At 59.7% G+C, this 18,049-nt stretch carries 19 protein-coding genes; all 19 read left to right on the top strand.

Going from position 1 to position 18,049, the window contains the following annotated elements; genetic code table 11:
* The first annotated feature begins 594 nt into the window (after positions 1-594).
* The 19 genes from rpmH to glmU all read left to right on the top strand — a co-directional run bounded on the left by rpmH (position 595) and on the right by glmU (position 18,049).
* A complete protein-coding gene (rpmH, locus tag LOY42_RS26435) occupies positions 595-729 on the top strand; it encodes a 50S ribosomal protein L34 (protein ID WP_003253163.1) in 135 nt (44 codons plus the stop codon).
* 13 nt (positions 730-742) lie between these two features.
* Positions 743-1,144, top strand: a complete 402-nt coding sequence (gene rnpA / locus LOY42_RS26430; RefSeq protein WP_102683383.1) for a ribonuclease P protein component — start codon at positions 743-745, stop codon at positions 1,142-1,144.
* Complete coding sequence (gene yidD, locus LOY42_RS26425; protein WP_011536514.1) at positions 1,137-1,382, top strand: membrane protein insertion efficiency factor YidD; 246 nt, start codon at positions 1,137-1,139, stop codon at positions 1,380-1,382. Before rnpA ends, yidD begins: the two co-directional genes overlap by 8 nt.
* 2 nt (positions 1,383-1,384) lie before the next feature.
* The gene (yidC, locus tag LOY42_RS26420) at positions 1,385-3,067 is read left to right on the top strand and encodes a membrane protein insertase YidC (protein ID WP_102683384.1); all 1,683 of its coding nucleotides are present in this window, start codon (positions 1,385-1,387) and stop codon (positions 3,065-3,067) included.
* Positions 3,068-3,150: 83 nt separating this feature from the next.
* The gene (mnmE, locus tag LOY42_RS26415; protein WP_139674725.1) at positions 3,151-4,524 is read left to right on the top strand and encodes a tRNA uridine-5-carboxymethylaminomethyl(34) synthesis GTPase MnmE; all 1,374 of its coding nucleotides are present in this window, start codon (positions 3,151-3,153) and stop codon (positions 4,522-4,524) included.
* Positions 4,525-5,061: 537 nt separating this feature from the next.
* Entirely contained in the window at positions 5,062-6,954 is a 1,893-nt protein-coding gene (gene mnmG, locus LOY42_RS26410; protein WP_102683386.1) for a tRNA uridine-5-carboxymethylaminomethyl(34) synthesis enzyme MnmG, read from the top strand.
* A complete protein-coding gene (gene rsmG / locus LOY42_RS26405; RefSeq protein WP_102683387.1) occupies positions 6,951-7,601 on the top strand; it encodes a 16S rRNA (guanine(527)-N(7))-methyltransferase RsmG in 651 nt (216 codons plus the stop codon). Before mnmG ends, rsmG begins: the two co-directional genes overlap by 4 nt.
* A gap of 18 nt (positions 7,602-7,619) precedes the next feature.
* A complete protein-coding gene (locus LOY42_RS26400) occupies positions 7,620-8,411 on the top strand; it encodes a ParA family protein (RefSeq protein ID WP_023628558.1) in 792 nt (263 codons plus the stop codon).
* A 9-nt stretch (positions 8,412-8,420) separates the two neighbouring features.
* The gene (locus tag LOY42_RS26395; protein WP_110696877.1) at positions 8,421-9,293 is read left to right on the top strand and encodes a ParB/RepB/Spo0J family partition protein; all 873 of its coding nucleotides are present in this window, start codon (positions 8,421-8,423) and stop codon (positions 9,291-9,293) included.
* 149 nt (positions 9,294-9,442) lie between these two features.
* Positions 9,443-9,850, top strand: a complete 408-nt coding sequence (locus tag LOY42_RS26390) for a F0F1 ATP synthase subunit I (RefSeq protein WP_011536507.1) — start codon at positions 9,443-9,445, stop codon at positions 9,848-9,850.
* Between the two features lie 16 nt (positions 9,851-9,866).
* Positions 9,867-10,736 (top strand): F0F1 ATP synthase subunit A, encoded by an 870-nt coding sequence (gene atpB / locus LOY42_RS26385; protein WP_023628560.1) that lies wholly within the window; start codon positions 9,867-9,869, stop codon positions 10,734-10,736.
* 144 nt (positions 10,737-10,880) lie between these two features.
* Positions 10,881-11,138: a F0F1 ATP synthase subunit C gene (gene atpE, locus LOY42_RS26380; protein WP_003097235.1), complete on the top strand. Its 258-nt coding sequence runs from the start codon at positions 10,881-10,883 to the stop codon at positions 11,136-11,138.
* A 58-nt stretch (positions 11,139-11,196) separates the two neighbouring features.
* Complete coding sequence (locus tag LOY42_RS26375) at positions 11,197-11,667, top strand: F0F1 ATP synthase subunit B (protein ID WP_102683388.1); 471 nt, start codon at positions 11,197-11,199, stop codon at positions 11,665-11,667.
* Between the two features lie 12 nt (positions 11,668-11,679).
* A complete protein-coding gene (locus LOY42_RS26370) occupies positions 11,680-12,216 on the top strand; it encodes a F0F1 ATP synthase subunit delta (RefSeq protein ID WP_023628561.1) in 537 nt (178 codons plus the stop codon).
* A 21-nt stretch (positions 12,217-12,237) separates the two neighbouring features.
* Complete coding sequence (atpA, locus tag LOY42_RS26365) at positions 12,238-13,782, top strand: F0F1 ATP synthase subunit alpha (RefSeq protein WP_038707082.1); 1,545 nt, start codon at positions 12,238-12,240, stop codon at positions 13,780-13,782.
* A 48-nt stretch (positions 13,783-13,830) separates the two neighbouring features.
* Positions 13,831-14,691, top strand: a complete 861-nt coding sequence (gene atpG, locus LOY42_RS26360; protein WP_102683389.1) for a F0F1 ATP synthase subunit gamma — start codon at positions 13,831-13,833, stop codon at positions 14,689-14,691.
* Between the two features lie 27 nt (positions 14,692-14,718).
* Positions 14,719-16,095 carry a F0F1 ATP synthase subunit beta gene (gene atpD, locus LOY42_RS26355; protein ID WP_023628563.1) on the top strand — a complete coding sequence of 459 codons (1,377 nt, stop codon included), beginning with the start codon at positions 14,719-14,721 and terminating at the stop codon, positions 16,093-16,095.
* Positions 16,096-16,139: 44 nt separating this feature from the next.
* Entirely contained in the window at positions 16,140-16,559 is a 420-nt protein-coding gene (locus LOY42_RS26350; protein ID WP_011536500.1) for a F0F1 ATP synthase subunit epsilon, read from the top strand.
* Positions 16,560-16,681: 122 nt separating this feature from the next.
* On the top strand, positions 16,682-18,049 hold the full coding sequence (gene glmU / locus LOY42_RS26345; protein ID WP_258599656.1) for a bifunctional UDP-N-acetylglucosamine diphosphorylase/glucosamine-1-phosphate N-acetyltransferase GlmU: 1,368 nt from the start codon (positions 16,682-16,684) through the stop codon (positions 18,047-18,049).

The raw sequence follows: 18,049 nt of genomic DNA, 5'->3' as shown, positions 1-18,049 counted from the left end.
GGATATCCCCTGAGTTGAAAGCCGGATGAGGCAAAACAAACCGCCATTGTACCGGGCAGGCGACCAGTTATCCACACGTGGTGGCGATCGCGATCACGGTAAAACCGCCAAAAACTGACGCTTACATCACGCAAGCAGTGTTGATAAGCCCTGTGGATAAGCGCACCTGTGGGCTATGCACAACCCAGGGCTGAGGTCTGTGGATAAAACCGCTGTGGATAAACGGCCATTCACTCCACAGGTTGTCCTCATGGCCCGCACAGCCAGAGCACCCTTTACCGACAAGGTTGTAGATCTCTGTACAGCTCGTAAAACGTGACCTTGAGGTACTTATCCACAGAAGGTTGCCCAGCTAAGATCTATAAGTTCTTCAAAAAAGCTTTTTATATGCTTCTTTGTTTTTTCTGTTTGCCTGCGTTTTGTCCACGCGGGCAAACGGCCATCGTTCGAGGGAGATTCGATCTACCCTGATTCGACCTTCCATAAGGAATGGCTGGTTGGAAATTGACCTATTGCCTTGCTTTCTCTAGAATCGCCGATCTCTTAAAAAGGGGGCCCTTCCGGCCCGTTGTCGACCAACCCAGGTAACACGCCATGAAACGTACTTTCCAACCAAGCACCATCAAGCGCGCCCGCACCCACGGTTTCCGTGCCCGTATGGCTACCAAGAACGGCCGTGCCGTTCTGTCGCGTCGCCGTGCCAAAGGCCGTAAGCGTCTGGCAATTTGATTTTTCGGCACAGGTGGTGAGTCAGGACTTCAGTCGGGAAAAGCGACTGCTTACACCCCGGCATTTCAAAGCGGTCTTCGACTCCCCAACCGGCAAGGTTCCAGGGAAAAACCTGCTTATCCTTGCCCGCGAGAACGGCCTCGATCATCCGCGCCTAGGCCTGGTGATCGGCAAGAAGAGCGTCAAGCTCGCCGTTCAACGCAATCGCCTGAAACGCCTGATGCGCGATTCGTTTCGCCTGAACCAGCAGCTGTTGGCTGGCCTGGACATCGTGATCGTCGCGCGCAAGGGGTTGGGCGAAGTGGAAAACCCAGAATTGCACCAACACTTTGGCAAGCTCTGGAAGCGACTGGTCCGCAGTCGGCCCTCTCCAGCGGTCGCCAATTCCGCAGGGGTAGACAGTCACGATGCGTAAACTGGCCCTCGTTCCGATCCAGTTTTACCGTTACGCCATCAGTCCACTGATGGCCAGTCACTGTCGTTTCTATCCCAGCTGTTCCTGTTACGCCTATGAAGCCATTGAAAACCATGGCCTCTTGCGTGGTGGGTGGCTGGCCGTTCGTCGCCTGGGGCGTTGTCATCCGTGGAACGACGGCGGTTTCGATCCCGTTCCACCAGCTCCTTCCTCCCGAACTTCTTCGATAGCCGAGTAATCATGGATATTAAACGCACGATCCTGATCGTCGCCCTGGCAATCGTGTCCTATGTCATGGTCCTCAAGTGGAACCAGGACTACGGCCAGGCTGCCCTGCCGACTCAGAATGCTGCTGCCAGCAATGCTGCCCCGGCCCTGCCGGACACCGTGCCGGCCGGCAACTCCGGTGCAAGTGCCGATGTGCCGAGCGCCAATGCTGAATCCAGCCCAGCCGAACTGGCGCCAGTGGCGCTCAGCAAGGACCTGATCCGGATCAAGACCGACGTCCTGGACCTGGCTATCGACCCGGTCGGTGGTGACATCGTCCAACTGACCCTGCCGAAGTACCCACGTCGCCAGGATCATCCGGATATTCCGTTCCAGCTGTTCGACAACGGTGGCGAACGTGTATACCTGGCCCAGAGTGGCCTGACCGGCGCCAACGGTCCGGACGCCCGTTCTACTGGTCGCCCGCTGTACGCCGCAGAGCAGAAGAGCTTCCAGCTGGCCGACGGCCAGGACCAACTGTCGGTCGACCTGAAGTTCAGCGAGAACGGCGTCAACTACATCAAGCGCTTCAGCTTCAAGCGCGGTGAGTATGACCTGACCGTCAGCTACCTGATCGACAACCAGAGCGCTCAGGCCTGGACCGGCAACATGTTTGCCCAGCTCAAGCGTGACGCCAGCTCCGATCCGTCGTCGAGCACCGCCACCGGTACCGCCACCTACCTCGGCGCGGCCCTGTGGACAGCTTCCGAGCCGTACAAGAAAGTGTCGATGAAAGACATCGACAAGGGTAGTTTGAAAGAAAATGTGACTGGCGGCTGGGTAGCCTGGCTGCAGCACTACTTCGTGACAGCCTGGATCCCGACCCACTCGGACAACAACGCCGTCCAGACCCGCAAGGACAGCCAGGGCAACTACATCATCGGCTATACCGGCCCGGCGCTTAACGTCCCTGCCGGCGGCAAGGTCGAAACCAGCGCCATGCTGTATGCCGGCCCGAAGATCCAGTCCAAGCTCAAGGAGTTGTCCCCAGGCCTGGAACTGACCGTCGACTACGGCTTCCTGTGGTTCATCGCACAGCCGATCTTCTGGCTGCTGCAACATATCCACAGCCTGCTGGGCAACTGGGGCTGGTCGATCATCGTCCTGACCATGTTGATCAAGGGCCTGTTCTTCCCGCTGTCGGCCGCCAGCTACCGCTCGATGGCGCGCATGCGTGCCGTGGCGCCAAAACTGGCCCAGCTCAAGGAACGCTTCGGTGATGATCGCCAGAAGATGTCCCAGGCGATGATGGAGCTGTACAAGAAAGAGAAGATCAACCCGCTGGGCGGCTGCCTGCCGATCCTGGTGCAGATGCCGGTGTTCCTGGCCCTGTACTGGGTGCTGCTGGAAAGCGTCGAGATGCGCCAGGCCCCGTGGATGCTGTGGATCACCGACCTGTCGATCAAGGATCCGTTCTTCATCCTGCCGATCATCATGGGTGCCACCATGTTCATCCAGCAGCGCCTGAACCCGACCCCGCCCGATCCTATGCAGGCGAAGGTAATGAAAATGATGCCGATCATCTTCACCTTCTTCTTCCTGTGGTTCCCGGCTGGTCTGGTGCTGTACTGGGTTGTGAACAACTGCCTGTCGATCGGACAGCAGTGGTACATCACTCGTCGTATCGAGGCTGCGACCAAGAACGCAGCCGCTTGACGGGCTGCTACGCTAGCCTGTGAACAAAAACGCCCCCCTGGGGCGTTTTTGCTATCTGTCGTATTCGTTGTAGAGGTTCGAGCATGAACACAGTGCGTGAAACCATTGCCGCCATCGCCACCGCCCAGGGCCGTGGCGGGGTAGGCATCGTCAGATTGTCCGGCCCGCTGGCCCGCCAGGCCGGGCAAATCATCACCGGGCGCAATACGCTGACCCCGCGGCATGCCCATTACGGCCCGTTCCGCGATGACGATGGCCTGGTGCTGGATGAAGGGATCGCACTGTTCTTCCCAGGGCCGAACTCGTTCACCGGCGAAGATGTGCTGGAGCTGCAGGGCCACGGCGGCCCGGTAGTCATGGACATGCTGCTGCAACGTTGCCTGCAGCTCGGTTGCCGACTGGCACGTCCAGGCGAATTCAGCGAGCGAGCGTTCCTCAACGACAAGCTCGACCTGGCCCAGGCCGAGGCAATCGCCGACCTGATCGAAGCCAGCTCCACGCAGGCTGCGCGCAATGCCTTGCGTTCCCTGCAGGGGGCATTCTCCAAGCGTGTGCATGGCCTCACCGAAGCTCTGATCGCCCTGCGCATCTATGTCGAAGCCGCCATCGACTTCCCAGAGGAAGAGATCGACTTTCTTGCCGATGGCCATGTGCTGCGCATGCTCGATGAGGTACGTGACACGTTATCCACAGTTCAGCGCGAAGCGGGGCAAGGCGCATTGCTTCGCGACGGCATGACCGTAGTGATCGCAGGCCGGCCGAACGCCGGCAAGTCGAGCTTGCTCAACCAGTTGGCCGGGCGTGAAGCGGCAATTGTCACCGATATCGCTGGCACCACTCGGGATATTCTTCGCGAACATATCCACATCGACGGCATGCCGCTGCATGTGGTCGACACCGCAGGCTTGCGCGACACCGATGACCATGTGGAAAAGATCGGTGTGGAACGGGCGCTCAAGGCCATCGCCGAGGCCGACCGTGTGCTCCTGGTGGTCGATTCGACGGCACCGGAAGCCAGTGATCCGTTTGCCTTGTGGCCAGAGTTTCTCGATCAGCGCCCCGACGTGGCCAAGGTCACCCTCATTCGCAACAAGGCGGATCTCAGTGGTGAGGTCGTGGGCCTGGAGCAAAGCGACGATGGGCACGTCACCATCACCCTCAGCGCCCGGGACAGCGACATGGGCCTGGATCTGCTGCGTGAGCATCTCAAGGCTTGCATGGGCTATGAACAAACCGCCGAAAGCAGCTTCAGCGCTCGTCGCCGGCATCTGGAGGCGCTACGCCAGGCCAGTGCCCACCTTGAGCATGGCCGTGCGCAGCTGACCCTCGCCGGTGCCGGTGAGCTGCTTGCAGAGGATCTGCGCCAGGCACAGCAAGTGCTGGGTGAAATTACCGGAGCATTCAGCTCGGATGACCTGCTGGGCCGGATTTTCTCCAGCTTCTGCATTGGCAAGTGATCCTACAGGGTTCGATTCGCAACAAAGCCGCTCTCTGGAGCGGCTTTTTTTTGCCCGCGATTCGTGTTGGTACGGGTCATTGCAAGCAGACCAGCAACCAAGGACGACACGCGCCGCGGAAAAAATTTCATCAACAGCGCCCCGCACGCCTGGATAAGCCCTGTGGAAAACTCGACCTCAGCTCCGTTGATAACCAGGCTTTTTTTCTGAGGACAAACCTGCCTGTGGGTAACAGCATGATTCATCCACAGGTTAAACAGCGGTATCCAGAGCCCCCAGGGCCACTTCGACACAGGGTTTTGATTCTCTGTACACATTGATATGTATGGGCTGCAGAGACTTATGCACAGATAGGTTGGTGCCTAAACATAAACATAAAAACAAAGCTTTTTTAAATTTTTCCTCTTTGTTTTCTTTTACCTGCCACTCATCCACAGCCTGGTCAAATTTTGCTCAGAAGGTTTCTTTGAAGGGCGGGAAGTCCCTATACTTGTCGGCTTACCTTCTCTATTCGCAAAAACAGGCACGAGGTGCGTGGTGGATTTCCCTTCCCGTTTTGAAGTGATCGTCATCGGCGGCGGCCATGCCGGTACCGAGGCTGCGCTTGCGTCCGCACGCATGGGTGTGAAAACCCTGCTGCTGACCCATAACGTGGAAACCCTCGGTCACATGAGCTGCAACCCGGCCATCGGTGGCATTGGCAAGAGCCACCTGGTCAAGGAAATCGATGCGCTCGGTGGCGCGATGGCGCTGGCCACCGACAAGAGCGGCATCCAGTTCCGCGTTCTGAACAACCGCAAGGGCCCGGCGGTACGCGCCACCCGCGCACAGGCGGACCGCGCCATTTACAAGGCCGTGGTACGTGAAATCCTGGAAAACCAGCCGAACCTGTGGATATTCCAGCAGTCGTGCGATGACCTGATCGTCGAGCAGGACCAGGTCAAGGGCGTGGTCACGCAAATGGGCCTGCGGTTCTTCGCCGACTCCGTGGTACTGACCAGCGGGACTTTCCTCGGCGGACTTATCCACATCGGTTTGCAGAACTATTCCGGTGGCCGCGCAGGCGATCCGCCCGCCAATGCCCTGGCCAACCGCATGCGTGAATTGCCGCTGCGTGTTGGCCGGCTGAAAACCGGAACCCCGCCGCGCATCGATGGCCGTTCGGTGGACTTCTCGGTGATGACCGAGCAACCGGGCGATACGCCGATCCCGGTAATGTCGTTCATGGGCAACGCCGACATGCATCCGCGTCAGGTGAGCTGCTGGATTACCCACACCAACGCCCGCACCCACGAGATCATTGCCTCGAACCTCGACCGTTCGCCGATGTACTCGGGGGTGATCGAAGGTATCGGCCCGCGTTATTGCCCGTCGATCGAGGACAAGATCCATCGCTTCGCCGACAAGGAAAGCCACCAGGTGTTCATCGAGCCGGAAGGCCTGACCACCCATGAGCTGTACCCCAACGGTATTTCCACGTCGTTGCCGTTCGACGTGCAGCTCGAGATCGTCCGCTCGATCCGCGGCATGGAGAACGCCCACATCGTGCGCCCGGGCTATGCCATCGAGTACGACTACTTCGATCCACGCGACCTGAAGTACAGCCTCGAGACCAAGGTCATCGGCGGCCTGTTCTTCGCAGGCCAGATCAACGGCACCACCGGCTACGAAGAAGCCGGTGCCCAAGGCCTGCTGGCCGGGACCAACGCCGCGCTGCGCGCCCAGGGCCGTGAAAGCTGGTGCCCGCGTCGCGACGAGGCGTACATCGGCGTGCTGGTCGACGACCTGATCACCCTCGGCACCCAAGAGCCGTACCGCATGTTCACTTCGCGAGCCGAGTACCGGCTGATCCTGCGCGAAGACAACGCCGACCTGCGCCTGACCGAGAAGGGCCGTGAACTCGGCTTGATCGACGATGAGCGCTGGGCGGCCTTCAGCGCCAAACGCGAAGGCATCGAGCGAGAAGAACAACGCCTGAAAAGTACCTGGGTGCGCCCGAACACGCCGCAAGGCCAGGCCATTGTGGATAAGTTCGGCACGCCATTGGCGCATGAGTACAGCCTGCTCAACCTGCTTGCCCGCCCTGAAATCGACTACGCTGGCCTGATCGAGGCAACCGGCGGCGAGAACATCGATCCACAGGTCGCCGAGCAGGTCGAGATCAGGACCAAGTACGCCGGCTACATCGACCGTCAGCAGGAAGAGATTGCCCGCCTGCGCGCCAGTGAGGACACGCGTCTGCCTGTGGATATCGACTACACGACCATCTCCGGGCTGTCCAAGGAGATCCAGGGCAAGCTCGGCGACACCCGGCCAGAGACCCTGGGCCAGGCTTCGCGTATTCCCGGCGTCACCCCGGCGGCGATTTCCCTGTTGTTGATTCACTTGAAAAAACGCGGCGCAGGCCGCGAATTGGAGCAAAGCGCTTGAGTTCCCCGGTCACCCCGCAACATGCCGAAGAGTTGTCCACAGGTGCGCGTCAGCTTGGTGTCGAGCTGACCGCGCAGCAGCACGAACTGCTGCTGGGCTACCTGGCCCTGTTGATCAAATGGAACAAGGCCTACAACCTGACGGCCGTGCGCGATCCCGACGAGATGGTCTCGCGTCACTTGCTCGACAGCCTCAGCGTCATGCCGTTTATCCACAACGACACCCAGCGTTGGCTGGATGTCGGCAGCGGCGGCGGCATGCCGGGCATACCGCTGGCCATCCTGCATCCGCACAAGCAGGTGACGGTGCTCGACAGCAACGGCAAGAAGACGCGCTTCCTCACCCAGGTGAAGATGGAGCTGAAACTGGACAACCTCACGGTTATCCACAGCCGGGTGGAAGAGGTCCAGCCCGAGCAGCCGTTCTGCGGGATCGTCTCCCGGGCCTTCAGCAGCATGGAGAATTTCACCAACTGGACCCGCCACCTGGGTGACAGCCGCACGCAATGGCTTGCAATGAAGGGGCTGCATCCTGCCGATGAACTGGTAGCATTGCCCGCAGACTTCACAGTGGAAAGCGAGCAGGCCCTGACCGTTCCAGGTTGCCAGGGCCAGCGCCATCTGCTGATACTGCGCCGCAAGGCATGACTGGGAACACGAGCAACAATGGCTAAGGTATTCGCAATCGCGAACCAGAAGGGTGGTGTGGGCAAGACCACCACCTGCATCAATCTCGCCGCATCGCTGGCCGCGACCAAGCGTCGCGTGCTGCTGATCGACCTCGATCCACAGGGCAACGCCACCATGGGCAGCGGTGTGGATAAGCACGAGCTCGAGCATTCGGTGTACGACCTGCTGATCGGGGAATGCGACCTGGCCCAGGCCATGCACTACTCCGAACACGGTGGTTACCAGCTGTTGCCGGCCAACCGCGACCTGACCGCCGCCGAAGTGGTGCTGCTGGAAATGCAGATGAAGGAGAGCCGTCTGCGCAACGCGTTGGCGCCGATCCGCGAGAACTACGACTACATCCTCATCGACTGCCCGCCGTCGCTGTCGATGCTGACGCTCAATGCGCTGGTCGCCTCCGATGGCGTGATCATCCCCATGCAATGCGAGTACTACGCGCTGGAAGGGTTGAGCGACCTTGTGGATAACATCAAGCGCATCGCCGCCCGGTTGAACCCGGAGCTGAAGATCGAAGGCCTGCTGCGGACCATGTACGACCCGCGTCTGAGCCTGAACAACGATGTTTCGGCGCAGCTCAAGGAGCATTTTGGCGAGCAGCTGTACGATACGGTGATCCCGCGCAACATCCGCCTGGCGGAGGCGCCGAGCTTCGGCATGCCGGCACTGGCCTACGACAAGCAATCCCGCGGCGCGCTCGCCTATCTGGCGCTGGCCGGGGAACTGGTCCGTCGGCAGCGTCGTCCCTCACGCATTGCACAAACAACTTAAGGAATCCGCATGGCCATCAAGAAACGCGGTCTCGGACGTGGGTTGGATGCACTGCTCAGTGGTCCTTCCGTCAGCGCGCTCGAAGCGCAGGCTGTCAAGATCGACCAGAAGGAACTGCAACACCTGCCGGTCGAGCTGATCCAGCGCGGCAAGTACCAGCCGCGTCGCGACATGGATCCCGAGGCGCTGGAAGAACTGGCGCACTCGATCCGCACCCATGGCGTCATGCAACCGATCGTGGTTCGCCCGATCGGTGACAACCGCTACGAGATCATCGCCGGTGAGCGCCGCTGGCGCGCCACCCAGCAGGCTGGCCTGGATACCGTTCCGGCCATGGTCCGCGAGGTACCCGACGAAGCCGCCATTGCCATGGCGCTGATCGAGAACATCCAGCGCGAGGACCTCAACCCGCTGGAAGAGGCGCTCGCCCTGCAGCGTCTGCAGCAGGAGTTCGAACTGACCCAGCAGCAGGTGGCCGATGCCGTCGGCAAGTCGCGGGTCACCGTGGCCAACCTGTTGCGCCTGATCTCGCTGCCCGAGGCGATCAAGACCATGCTCGCCCATGGTGACCTGGAGATGGGCCACGCCCGCGCCTTGCTCGGCCTCGAGGAAAATCGGCAGGAAGAAGGGGCGCGTCATGTTGTCGCACGCGGCCTCACCGTGCGCCAGACCGAGGCACTGGTGCGTCAGTGGCTCAGTGGCAAACCTGAGCCGGTCGAGGCGAGCAAACCTGATCCGGATATCACGCGTCTTGAACAGCGTCTGGCAGAGCGCCTGGGCTCGGCGGTACAAATTCGCCATGGCAACAAGGGCAAAGGCCAGTTGGTTATTCGCTACAACTCCCTTGACGAGTTGCAAGGCGTGCTTGCTCACATCCGCTGAAACAATTCCTGTTGTAGCGCGCAGTCGGAAATCACTACCCAAGAGTTGAATAGGGGTTAATCCACCCCTATACTCTGCGCGCATTTTGTCGGCACAAATTATGCCAAGTCATTGTTGACGAGGCGGTCGACATTCGAGGAGCAGTTGTGATGGAAATCCGCACGCCAAACCGCCTGCCTTTCCATCGCTGGGCGGTTTTTCCGGTACTGCTGGCTCAATTTGTCGTACTGCTGCTGGCAACGCTGGTGTTGTGGCAGTGGAAAGGGGTAGTCAGTGGATATTCAGGCCTTTGCGGAGGTTTGATTGCCTGGTTGCCCAATGTGTATTTCGCCTGGAAGGCTTTTCGCTTCAGCGGAGCCCGGGCGGCGCAGGCCATCGTCAAGTCGTTTTACGCGGGCGAGGCAGGCAAGATGATTTTGACGGCAGTGCTGTTTGCACTGACCTTTGCAGGAGTGAAGCCATTGGCGCCGTTGGCAGTATTCGGCGTCTTCGTGCTGACCCTTTTGGTCAGCTGGTTCGCGCCCCTGCTGATGAATAAAAGACTTTCGAGACCTTAGGGCGTTTGAGGCAACCATGGCAGCAGAAACCGCTTCGGGCTATATCCAGCACCACTTGCAGAACCTGACCTACGGTCAACTACCAGACGGCAGCTGGGGCTTGGCCCATTCGGCTGCAGAAGCCAAGGCAATGGGCTTCTGGGCGTTCCACCTGGACACCCTGGGTTGGTCCGTTGCGCTGGGTCTGATCTTCCTGTTCATCTTCCGCATGGCGGCTAAGAAGGCCACTTCCGGCCAGCCTGGCGCCCTGCAGAACTTCGTCGAAGTGCTGGTGGACTTCGTCCACGGCAGCGTGAAGGATTCCTTCCACGGCCGCAGCCCGGTGATCGCCCCGCTGGCGCTGACCATCTTCGTCTGGGTATTCCTGATGAACGCCATCGACCTGGTACCGGTCGACTGGATTCCTCAGCTGGCCATCCTGATCTCCGGTGATCCGCACATTCCGTTCCGCGCGGTGTCGACCACCGACCCGAACGCCACCCTGGGCATGGCCCTGAGCGTGTTCGCGCTGATCATCTTCTACAGCATCAAGGTCAAGGGCATCGGCGGCTTCATCGGCGAGCTCACCCTGCACCCGTTCGGTAGCAAGAACATCTTCGTGCAGATCCTGCTGATCCCGGTGAACTTCCTGCTCGAGTTCGTCACCCTGATCGCCAAGCCGATTTCGTTGGCACTGCGTCTGTTCGGCAACATGTACGCCGGCGAGCTGGTGTTCATCCTGATCGCGGTGATGTTCGGCGCCGGCATCCTCTGGCTCAGCGGCCTGGGTGTGGTGCTGCAGTGGGCGTGGGCTGTGTTCCACATCCTGATCATCACCCTGCAAGCTTTCATCTTCATGATGCTGACTATCGTCTACCTGTCGATGGCTCACGAAGATAACCATTAAGACCGCCTGGCGTGTCTGATAGCCTTCCCCGCCCGTCTGGGGGGAGGGCTTAAAAAGTCCGCAAGGGCATGCTGTATCAAACGATTTGTTTTACCGCTTCAAACTAAAAACCTAACCAATACGACGTAAAAGTCGGGAGGAAAGATGGAAACTGTAGTTGGTCTGACCGCTATCGCTGTTGCTCTGCTGATCGGCCTGGGTGCTCTGGGTACCGCCATTGGTTTCGGCCTGCTGGGCGGCAAGTTCCTGGAAGGCGCTGCTCGCCAGCCAGAAATGGTTCCAATGCTGCAGGTCAAGATGTTCATCGTTGCCGGTCTGCTCGACGCCGTCACCATGATCGGTGTTGGTATCGCTCTGTTCTTCACCTTCGCAAACCCCTTCGTTGGTCAGATCGCCGGCTAATCACTCGTTTCCAACGAGTGAAAGGCTGTGATGAACAAAGACCGAGCGAGGTGTTGGCGTGAACATTAATGCAACCCTGATTGGCCAATCCGTTGCTTTCCTGATTTTTGTGCTCTTCTGCATGAAGTACGTATGGCCTCCGGTCATCACTGCTCTGCAAGAGCGCCAGAAGAAGATTGCTGACGGCCTGGACGCTGCCAATCGCGCTGCTCGCGACCTGGAGCTGGCCCAAGAGAAAGTGGGTCAGCAACTGCGTGAAGCGAAGGCACAGGCAGCCGAAATCATTGAGCAAAGCAAGAAACGCGCTGCTCAGCTTGTCGAGGAAGCCCGTGAACAGGCCCGCGTCGAAGCTGACCGTGTGAAGGCTCAGGCTCAAGCCGAGATCGAACAGGAACTGAACAGCGTCAAAGACGCCCTGCGTGCCCAAGTGGGTGCCCTGGCTGTTGGCGGTGCTGAAAAGATCCTTGGCGCCACAATCGATCAAAACGCGCATGCGGAGCTGGTTAACAAACTGGCCGCTGAAATTTAAGCGAGGGCGATCATGGCAGAACTGACCACGTTGGCCCGACCTTACGCTAAGGCTGCCTTCGAGCATGCCCAGGCCCATCAGCAACTGGCCAATTGGTCAGCCATGCTCGGCCTGGCTGCTGCGGTGTCGCAAGACGACACCATGCAGCGCCTGCTCAAGGCCCCGCAACTGACTAGCGCAGAAAAGGCCGCCGCATTCATTGAAGTGTGCGGTGACAAGTTTGACGCCAAGGCACAGAATTTCATTCATGTTGCCGCGGAAAACGAACGTCTCCTGCTTCTGCCGGAGATTTCGACTCTGTTCGACCTGTACAAGGCCGAGCAAGAGAAATCCGTGGACGTGGAAGTCACCAGTGCTTTTGCGTTGAACCAAGAACAGCAAGACAAACTCGCCAAGGTTCTCAGTGCACGGTTAGGCCAGGAAGTGCGCCTGCACGCGTCGGAGGATGCCAGCCTGATCGGCGGCGTCGTCATCCGCGCTGGCGACCTGGTAATCGACGGTTCGGTTCGCGGGAAAATCGCGAAACTGGCCGAAGCCTTGAAATCTTGAGTTTGAAGGGGCAGCAGAGCAATGCAGCAACTCAATCCTTCCGAAATTAGTGAAATCATCAAGGGCCGCATCGACAACCTCGATGTCGGCTCCCAAGCCCGTAACGAAGGTACCGTCGTTTCGGTTTCCGACGGCATCGTGCGGATCCACGGTCTGGCCGACGTCATGTACGGCGAAATGATCGAGTTCCCTGGCAGCGTATTCGGCATGGCCCTGAACCTGGAGCAAGACTCCGTAGGTGCAGTGATCCTGGGTGCCTATGACACCCTCGCCGAAGGCATGAGCGCCAAGTGCACTGGTCGCATCCTGGAAGTTCCGGTTGGTAAGGAACTGCTGGGTCGCGTCGTCGACGCACTGGGTAACCCGATCGACGGCAAAGGTCCTCTGGGCAACACCCAGACCGACGCGGTCGAGAAAGTAGCTCCAGGCGTGATCTGGCGTAAGTCGGTAGACCAGCCTGTACAGACTGGCTACAAGTCCGTCGACGCCATGATCCCTGTTGGCCGTGGCCAGCGTGAGCTGATCATCGGTGACCGTCAGATCGGCAAGACCGCCATGGCCATCGACGCCATCATCAACCAGAAAGACTCCGGTATTTTCTGCGTTTATGTTGCAGTCGGCCAGAAGCGTTCCACCGTTGCCAACATCGTTCGCAAGCTGGAAGAAGCCGGCGCCCTGGCCAACACCATCGTGGTCGTTGCCAGTGCTTCGGAATCCGCCGCACTGCAGTTCCTGGCGCCTTATGCCGGCTGCACCATGGGCGAGTTCTTCCGTGACCGCGGTGAAGACGCCCTGATCGTTTACGATGACCTGTCCAAGCAGGCCGTTGCCTACCGTCAGATCTCCCTGCTGCTGCGCCGTCCACCAGGACGTGAAGCGTACCCAGGCGACGTGTTCTATCTCCACTCCCGTCTGCTGGAGCGTGCATCGCGCGTTTCCGAAGAGTACGTCGAGAAGTTCACCAACGGTGCCGTAACTGGCAAGACTGGCTCGCTGACCGCTCTGCCGATCATCGAAACCCAGGCTGGCGACGTTTCCGCGTTCGTTCCGACCAACGTGATCTCGATCACCGACGGTCAGATCTTCCTGGAATCGGCCATGTTCAACGCAGGCATCCGTCCTGCCGTTAACGCCGGTGTGTCGGTATCCCGTGTTGGTGGTGCCGCCCAGACCAAGATCATCAAGAAGCTGTCCGGTGGTATCCGTACCGCCCTGGCCCAGTACCGTGAACTGGCGGCCTTCGCCCAGTTCGCTTCGGACCTGGACGAGGCTACCCGCAAGCAGCTGGAGCATGGTCAGCGCGTTACCGAGCTGATGAAGCAGAAGCAGTACGCGCCAATGTCGATCGCCGACATGGCCCTGTCGCTGTACGCCGCTGAGCGTGGTTTCCTGACCGACGTAGAAGTCTCCAAGGTTGGCAGCTTCGAGCAAGCTCTGATTGCCTACTTCAACCGTGATCACGCCGAACTGATGGCCAAGATCAACGTGAAGGGTGACTTCAACGACGAAATCGACGCTGGCATGAAAGCCGGTATCGAGAAGTTCAAGGCCACCCAGACCTGGTAAGCCGCAGCGGGGGCTCCGGCCCCCGCTTGCTAACCTGATAGGTGATACATGGCAGGCGCAAAAGAGATTCGCAGTAAGATTGCGAGCATCAAAAGCACGCAAAAAATTACCAGCGCCATGGAGAAAGTGGCGGTCAGCAAGATGCGCAAGGCACAAATGCGCATGGCTGCTAGCCGTCCTTACGCGGAGCGTATCCGCCAGGTGATCGGTCATCTGGCCAACGCCAACCCGGAATACCGCCACCCGTTCATGATCGAGCGCCCTGTAAAGCGTGCTGGTTATATCGTGGTGAGCAGTGACCGTGGTCTGTGCGGTGGCTTGAACACCAACCTGTTCAAGGCCCTGGTCAAGGACATGAGCGAAAACCGCGAACAGGGCGTTGAAATCGACCTGTGCGTGATCGGCAGCAAGGGTGCGACTTTCTTCCGCATCTTTGGCGGCAACGTCGTAGCCGCGATCAGCCACCTGGGCGAAGAGCCATCGATCAACGATCTGATCGGCTCCGTCAAAGTGATGCTGGACGCCTACCTCGACGGCCGTATCGATCGCCTCTCGGTGGTTTCGAACAAGTTCATCAACACCATGACCCAAAAACCGACGGTCGAGCAGTTGGTACCGTTGGTGGCAACCCCGGATCAGGAACTCAAGCACCACTGGGACTACCTGTACGAACCCGACGCAAAAGAGCTGCTGGACGGCTTGATGGTGCGTTACGTGGAGTCGCAGGTGTACCAGGCGGTGGTCGAGAACAACGCTGCTGAACAAGCGGCCCGGATGATCGCCATGAAGAACGCCACAGATAACGCCGGTGATTTGATCAAAGAGCTTCAGTTGATCTACAACAAGGCGCGTCAGGCTGCGATCACCCAGGAGATCTCGGAAATCGTCGGCGGCGCTGCCGCGGTTTAACGGTTCAAAAATTCAGAGGATCCAGCTATGAGTAGCGGACGTATCGTGCAAATCATCGGCGCCGTCATCGACGTGGAATTCCCACGTGATGCCGTGCCGAGTGTTTACAACGCGCTGAAAGTACAAGGCGCGGAAACCACCCTGGAAGTTCAGCAGCAGCTGGGCGACGGCGTGGTTCGTACCATTGCGATGGGCTCGACCGAAGGTCTGAAGCGCGGTCTGGATGTCGTCGACACCAAGGCTGCCATCTCGGTACCCGTCGGCAAGGCAACCCTGGGCCGTATCATGGACGTCCTGGGCAACCCGATCGACGAAGCCGGCCCGATCGGCGAAGAAGAGCGTCGCGGTATCCACCAGCCAGCGCCTTCGTTCGCTGACCAGGCAGGCGGCAACGACCTGCTGGAAACCGGCATCAAGGTTATCGACCTGGTCTGCCCGTTCGCCAAGGGTGGTAAGGTTGGTCTGTTCGGTGGTGCCGGCGTCGGCAAGACCGTGAACATGATGGAACTGATCCGTAACATCGCCATGGAACACAGCGGTTACTCCGTGTTCGCTGGTGTGGGTGAGCGTACTCGTGAGGGTAACGACTTCTACCACGAGATGAAGGACTCCAACGTTCTCGACAAGGTAGCGCTGGTCTACGGTCAGATGAACGAGCCACCAGGAAACCGTCTGCGCGTAGCGCTGACCGGCCTGACCATGGCTGAGAAGTTCCGTGACGAAGGTAACGACGTTCTGCTGTTCGTCGACAACATCTATCGTTACACCCTGGCCGGTACCGAAGTATCCGCACTGCTGGGCCGTATGCCTTCGGCAGTAGGTTACCAGCCGACCCTGGCCGAAGAGATGGGCGTTCTGCAAGAGCGTATCACTTCGACCAAGGAAGGTTCGATCACCTCCGTCCAGGCCGTATACGTACCTGCGGACGACCTGACCGACCCGTCGCCAGCGACCACCTTCGCCCACTTGGACGCCACCGTCGTTCTGTCCCGTGACATCGCTTCCCTGGGTATCTACCCAGCGGTCGACCCACTGGACTCGACTTCGCGCCAGCTGGACCCGAACGTGATCGGCACCGAGCACTACGACACCGCTCGTGGCGTTCAGTATGTTCTGCAGCGCTACAAAGAGCTGAAGGACATCATCGCGATCCTGGGTATGGACGAACTGTCCGAAGCCGACAAGCAACTGGTTGCCCGCGCTCGTAAGATCCAGCGCTTCCTGTCGCAGCCGTTCTTCGTGGCTGAAGTCTTCACCGGCTCGCCAGGCAAGTACGTTTCGCTCAAGGACACCATCGCTGGCTTCAGCGGCATCCTCAAAGGTGACTACGACCACCTGCCAGAACAAGCGTTCTACATGGTCGGCAGCATCGACGAAGCGATCGAGAAAGCCAAGAAACTGTAATCCCGGCGCCCCGCAAGGGGCGCTAATCAGGTTGAGGCAAGCAGATGGCTATGACAGTCCATTGCGATATCGTCAGCGCGGAAGGAGAGATCTTCTCCGGCCTGGTCGAGATGGTAGTAGCGCACGGCAACCTGGGCGATCTGGGTATCGCTCCAGGCCACGCGCCGCTGATCACCAATCTCAAGCCTGGTCCGATCACGCTGACCAAGCAAGGTGGCGATCGTGAGGTGTTCTACATCTCCGGTGGCTTCCTCGAAGTGCAGCCGAACATGGTCAAGGTTCTTGCCGACACCGTGCAGCGCGCTGCCGACCTGGACGAAGCTCAGGCTCAGGAAGCCCTCAAGGCTGCTGAGAACGCGCTGAACGCGAAAAGCTCGGACTTCGACTACGGTGCTGCTGCCGCACGTCTGGCCGAAGCTGCAGCTCAGCTGCGTACTGTCCAGCAATTGCGCAAGGGCAAGTAACCTGGCCTTGGCCGGTCACTTCCAATGCGATTGAGTTAAAGGGTAGCCTCGGCTACCCTTTTTCTTTTCTGAATTTCCCCCTTTGGTCACGTCCCTGACCGCCCAGGATTGGTAGCCAGTCAATGTCCCTCGATATCGTCATTCTCGCCGCAGGCCAAGGCACCCGCATGCGCTCCGCGCTGCCCAAGGTACTGCACCCGGTCGCCGGCAACTCCATGCTCGGCCACGTTATCCACAGCGCACGCCAGTTGCAGCCCAAGGGTATTCACGTGGTTATCGGCCATGGCGCGGAGTTGGTGCGCGAACGCCTTGCAGCGGACGATCTGAATTTCGTCCTGCAGGACAAGCAATTGGGCACCGGCCATGCGGTGGCCCAGGCGCTGCCGGCGATCACTGCCGACACCGTGCTGGTGCTCTACGGCGATGTGCCGCTGATCGAGGTGGAAACCTTGCAGCGCCTGCTGGCCACAGTCAGCGAGCAACAGCTCGGGCTGCTCACGGTGACCCTGCAGGACCCGACCGGCTATGGCCGCATTGTGCGTGACGCCGCGGGCAAGGTGGCGGCGATCGTCGAGCACAAGGACGCCAGCGAAGCGCAGAAGGCGATCAAGGAAGGCAACACCGGTATCCTCGCCATGCCGGCCGCACGCTTGGCCGACTGGATGGGACGCCTGTCCAACAACAATGCCCAGGGCGAGTACTACCTCACCGACGTGATTGCCATGGCCGTGGACGATGGCTTGGTGGTCGCCACCGAGCAGCCCCACGACCCGATGGAAGTGCAAGGCGCCAACGACCGCCGCCAGCTTTCGGAACTCGAGCGTCACTACCAGCTGCGCGAAGGCCGTCGCCTGATGGCCCAGGGCGTCACCCTGCGCGATCCGGCGCGCTTCGATGTGCGCGGTGAGGTGACCGTCGGCCGGGATGTACTTATCGATATCAACGTCATTCTCGAAGGCAAGGTAGTCATCGAGGATGACGTGCAGATCGGCCCGAACTGCGTGATCAAGGACAGCACACTGCGCAAAGGCGTGATCATCAAGGCCAACAGTCATATCGAAGGCGCGGTGATGGGCGAGGGCAGCGATGCCGGCCCGTTCGCCCGCTTGCGCCCAGGCAGCGTGCTGGAGGCCAAGGCACATGTGGGTAACTTCGTCGAGCTGAAGAATGCGCACCTGGGCGAGGGCGCCAAGGCCGGCCACCTGACCTACCTGGGCGACGCCGAGATCGGCGCCCGCACCAACATCGGCGCTGGCACCATCACCTGCAACTATGACGGTGCCAACAAGTTCCGCACGGTGATGGGTGAGGACGTGTTCATCGGCTCCAACAACTCGCTGGTGGCCCCTGTGGAAATCCAGGCCGGGGCCACTACCGCAGCGGGCTCGACCATCACCCAGACGGTTGAAGCCGGACAGTTGGGCGTGGCACGTGCACGCCAGCGCAATATCGAAGGCTGGAAGCGGCCGGAGAAAATCAAGAAGAGCTGA

Origin of the sequence: Pseudomonas sp. B21-023 (assembly GCF_024749165.1) — a bacterium.
Classification (GTDB): Bacteria; Pseudomonadota; Gammaproteobacteria; order Pseudomonadales; family Pseudomonadaceae; genus Aquipseudomonas.
This window is presented reverse-complemented; position numbering and strand designations above follow the sequence as displayed.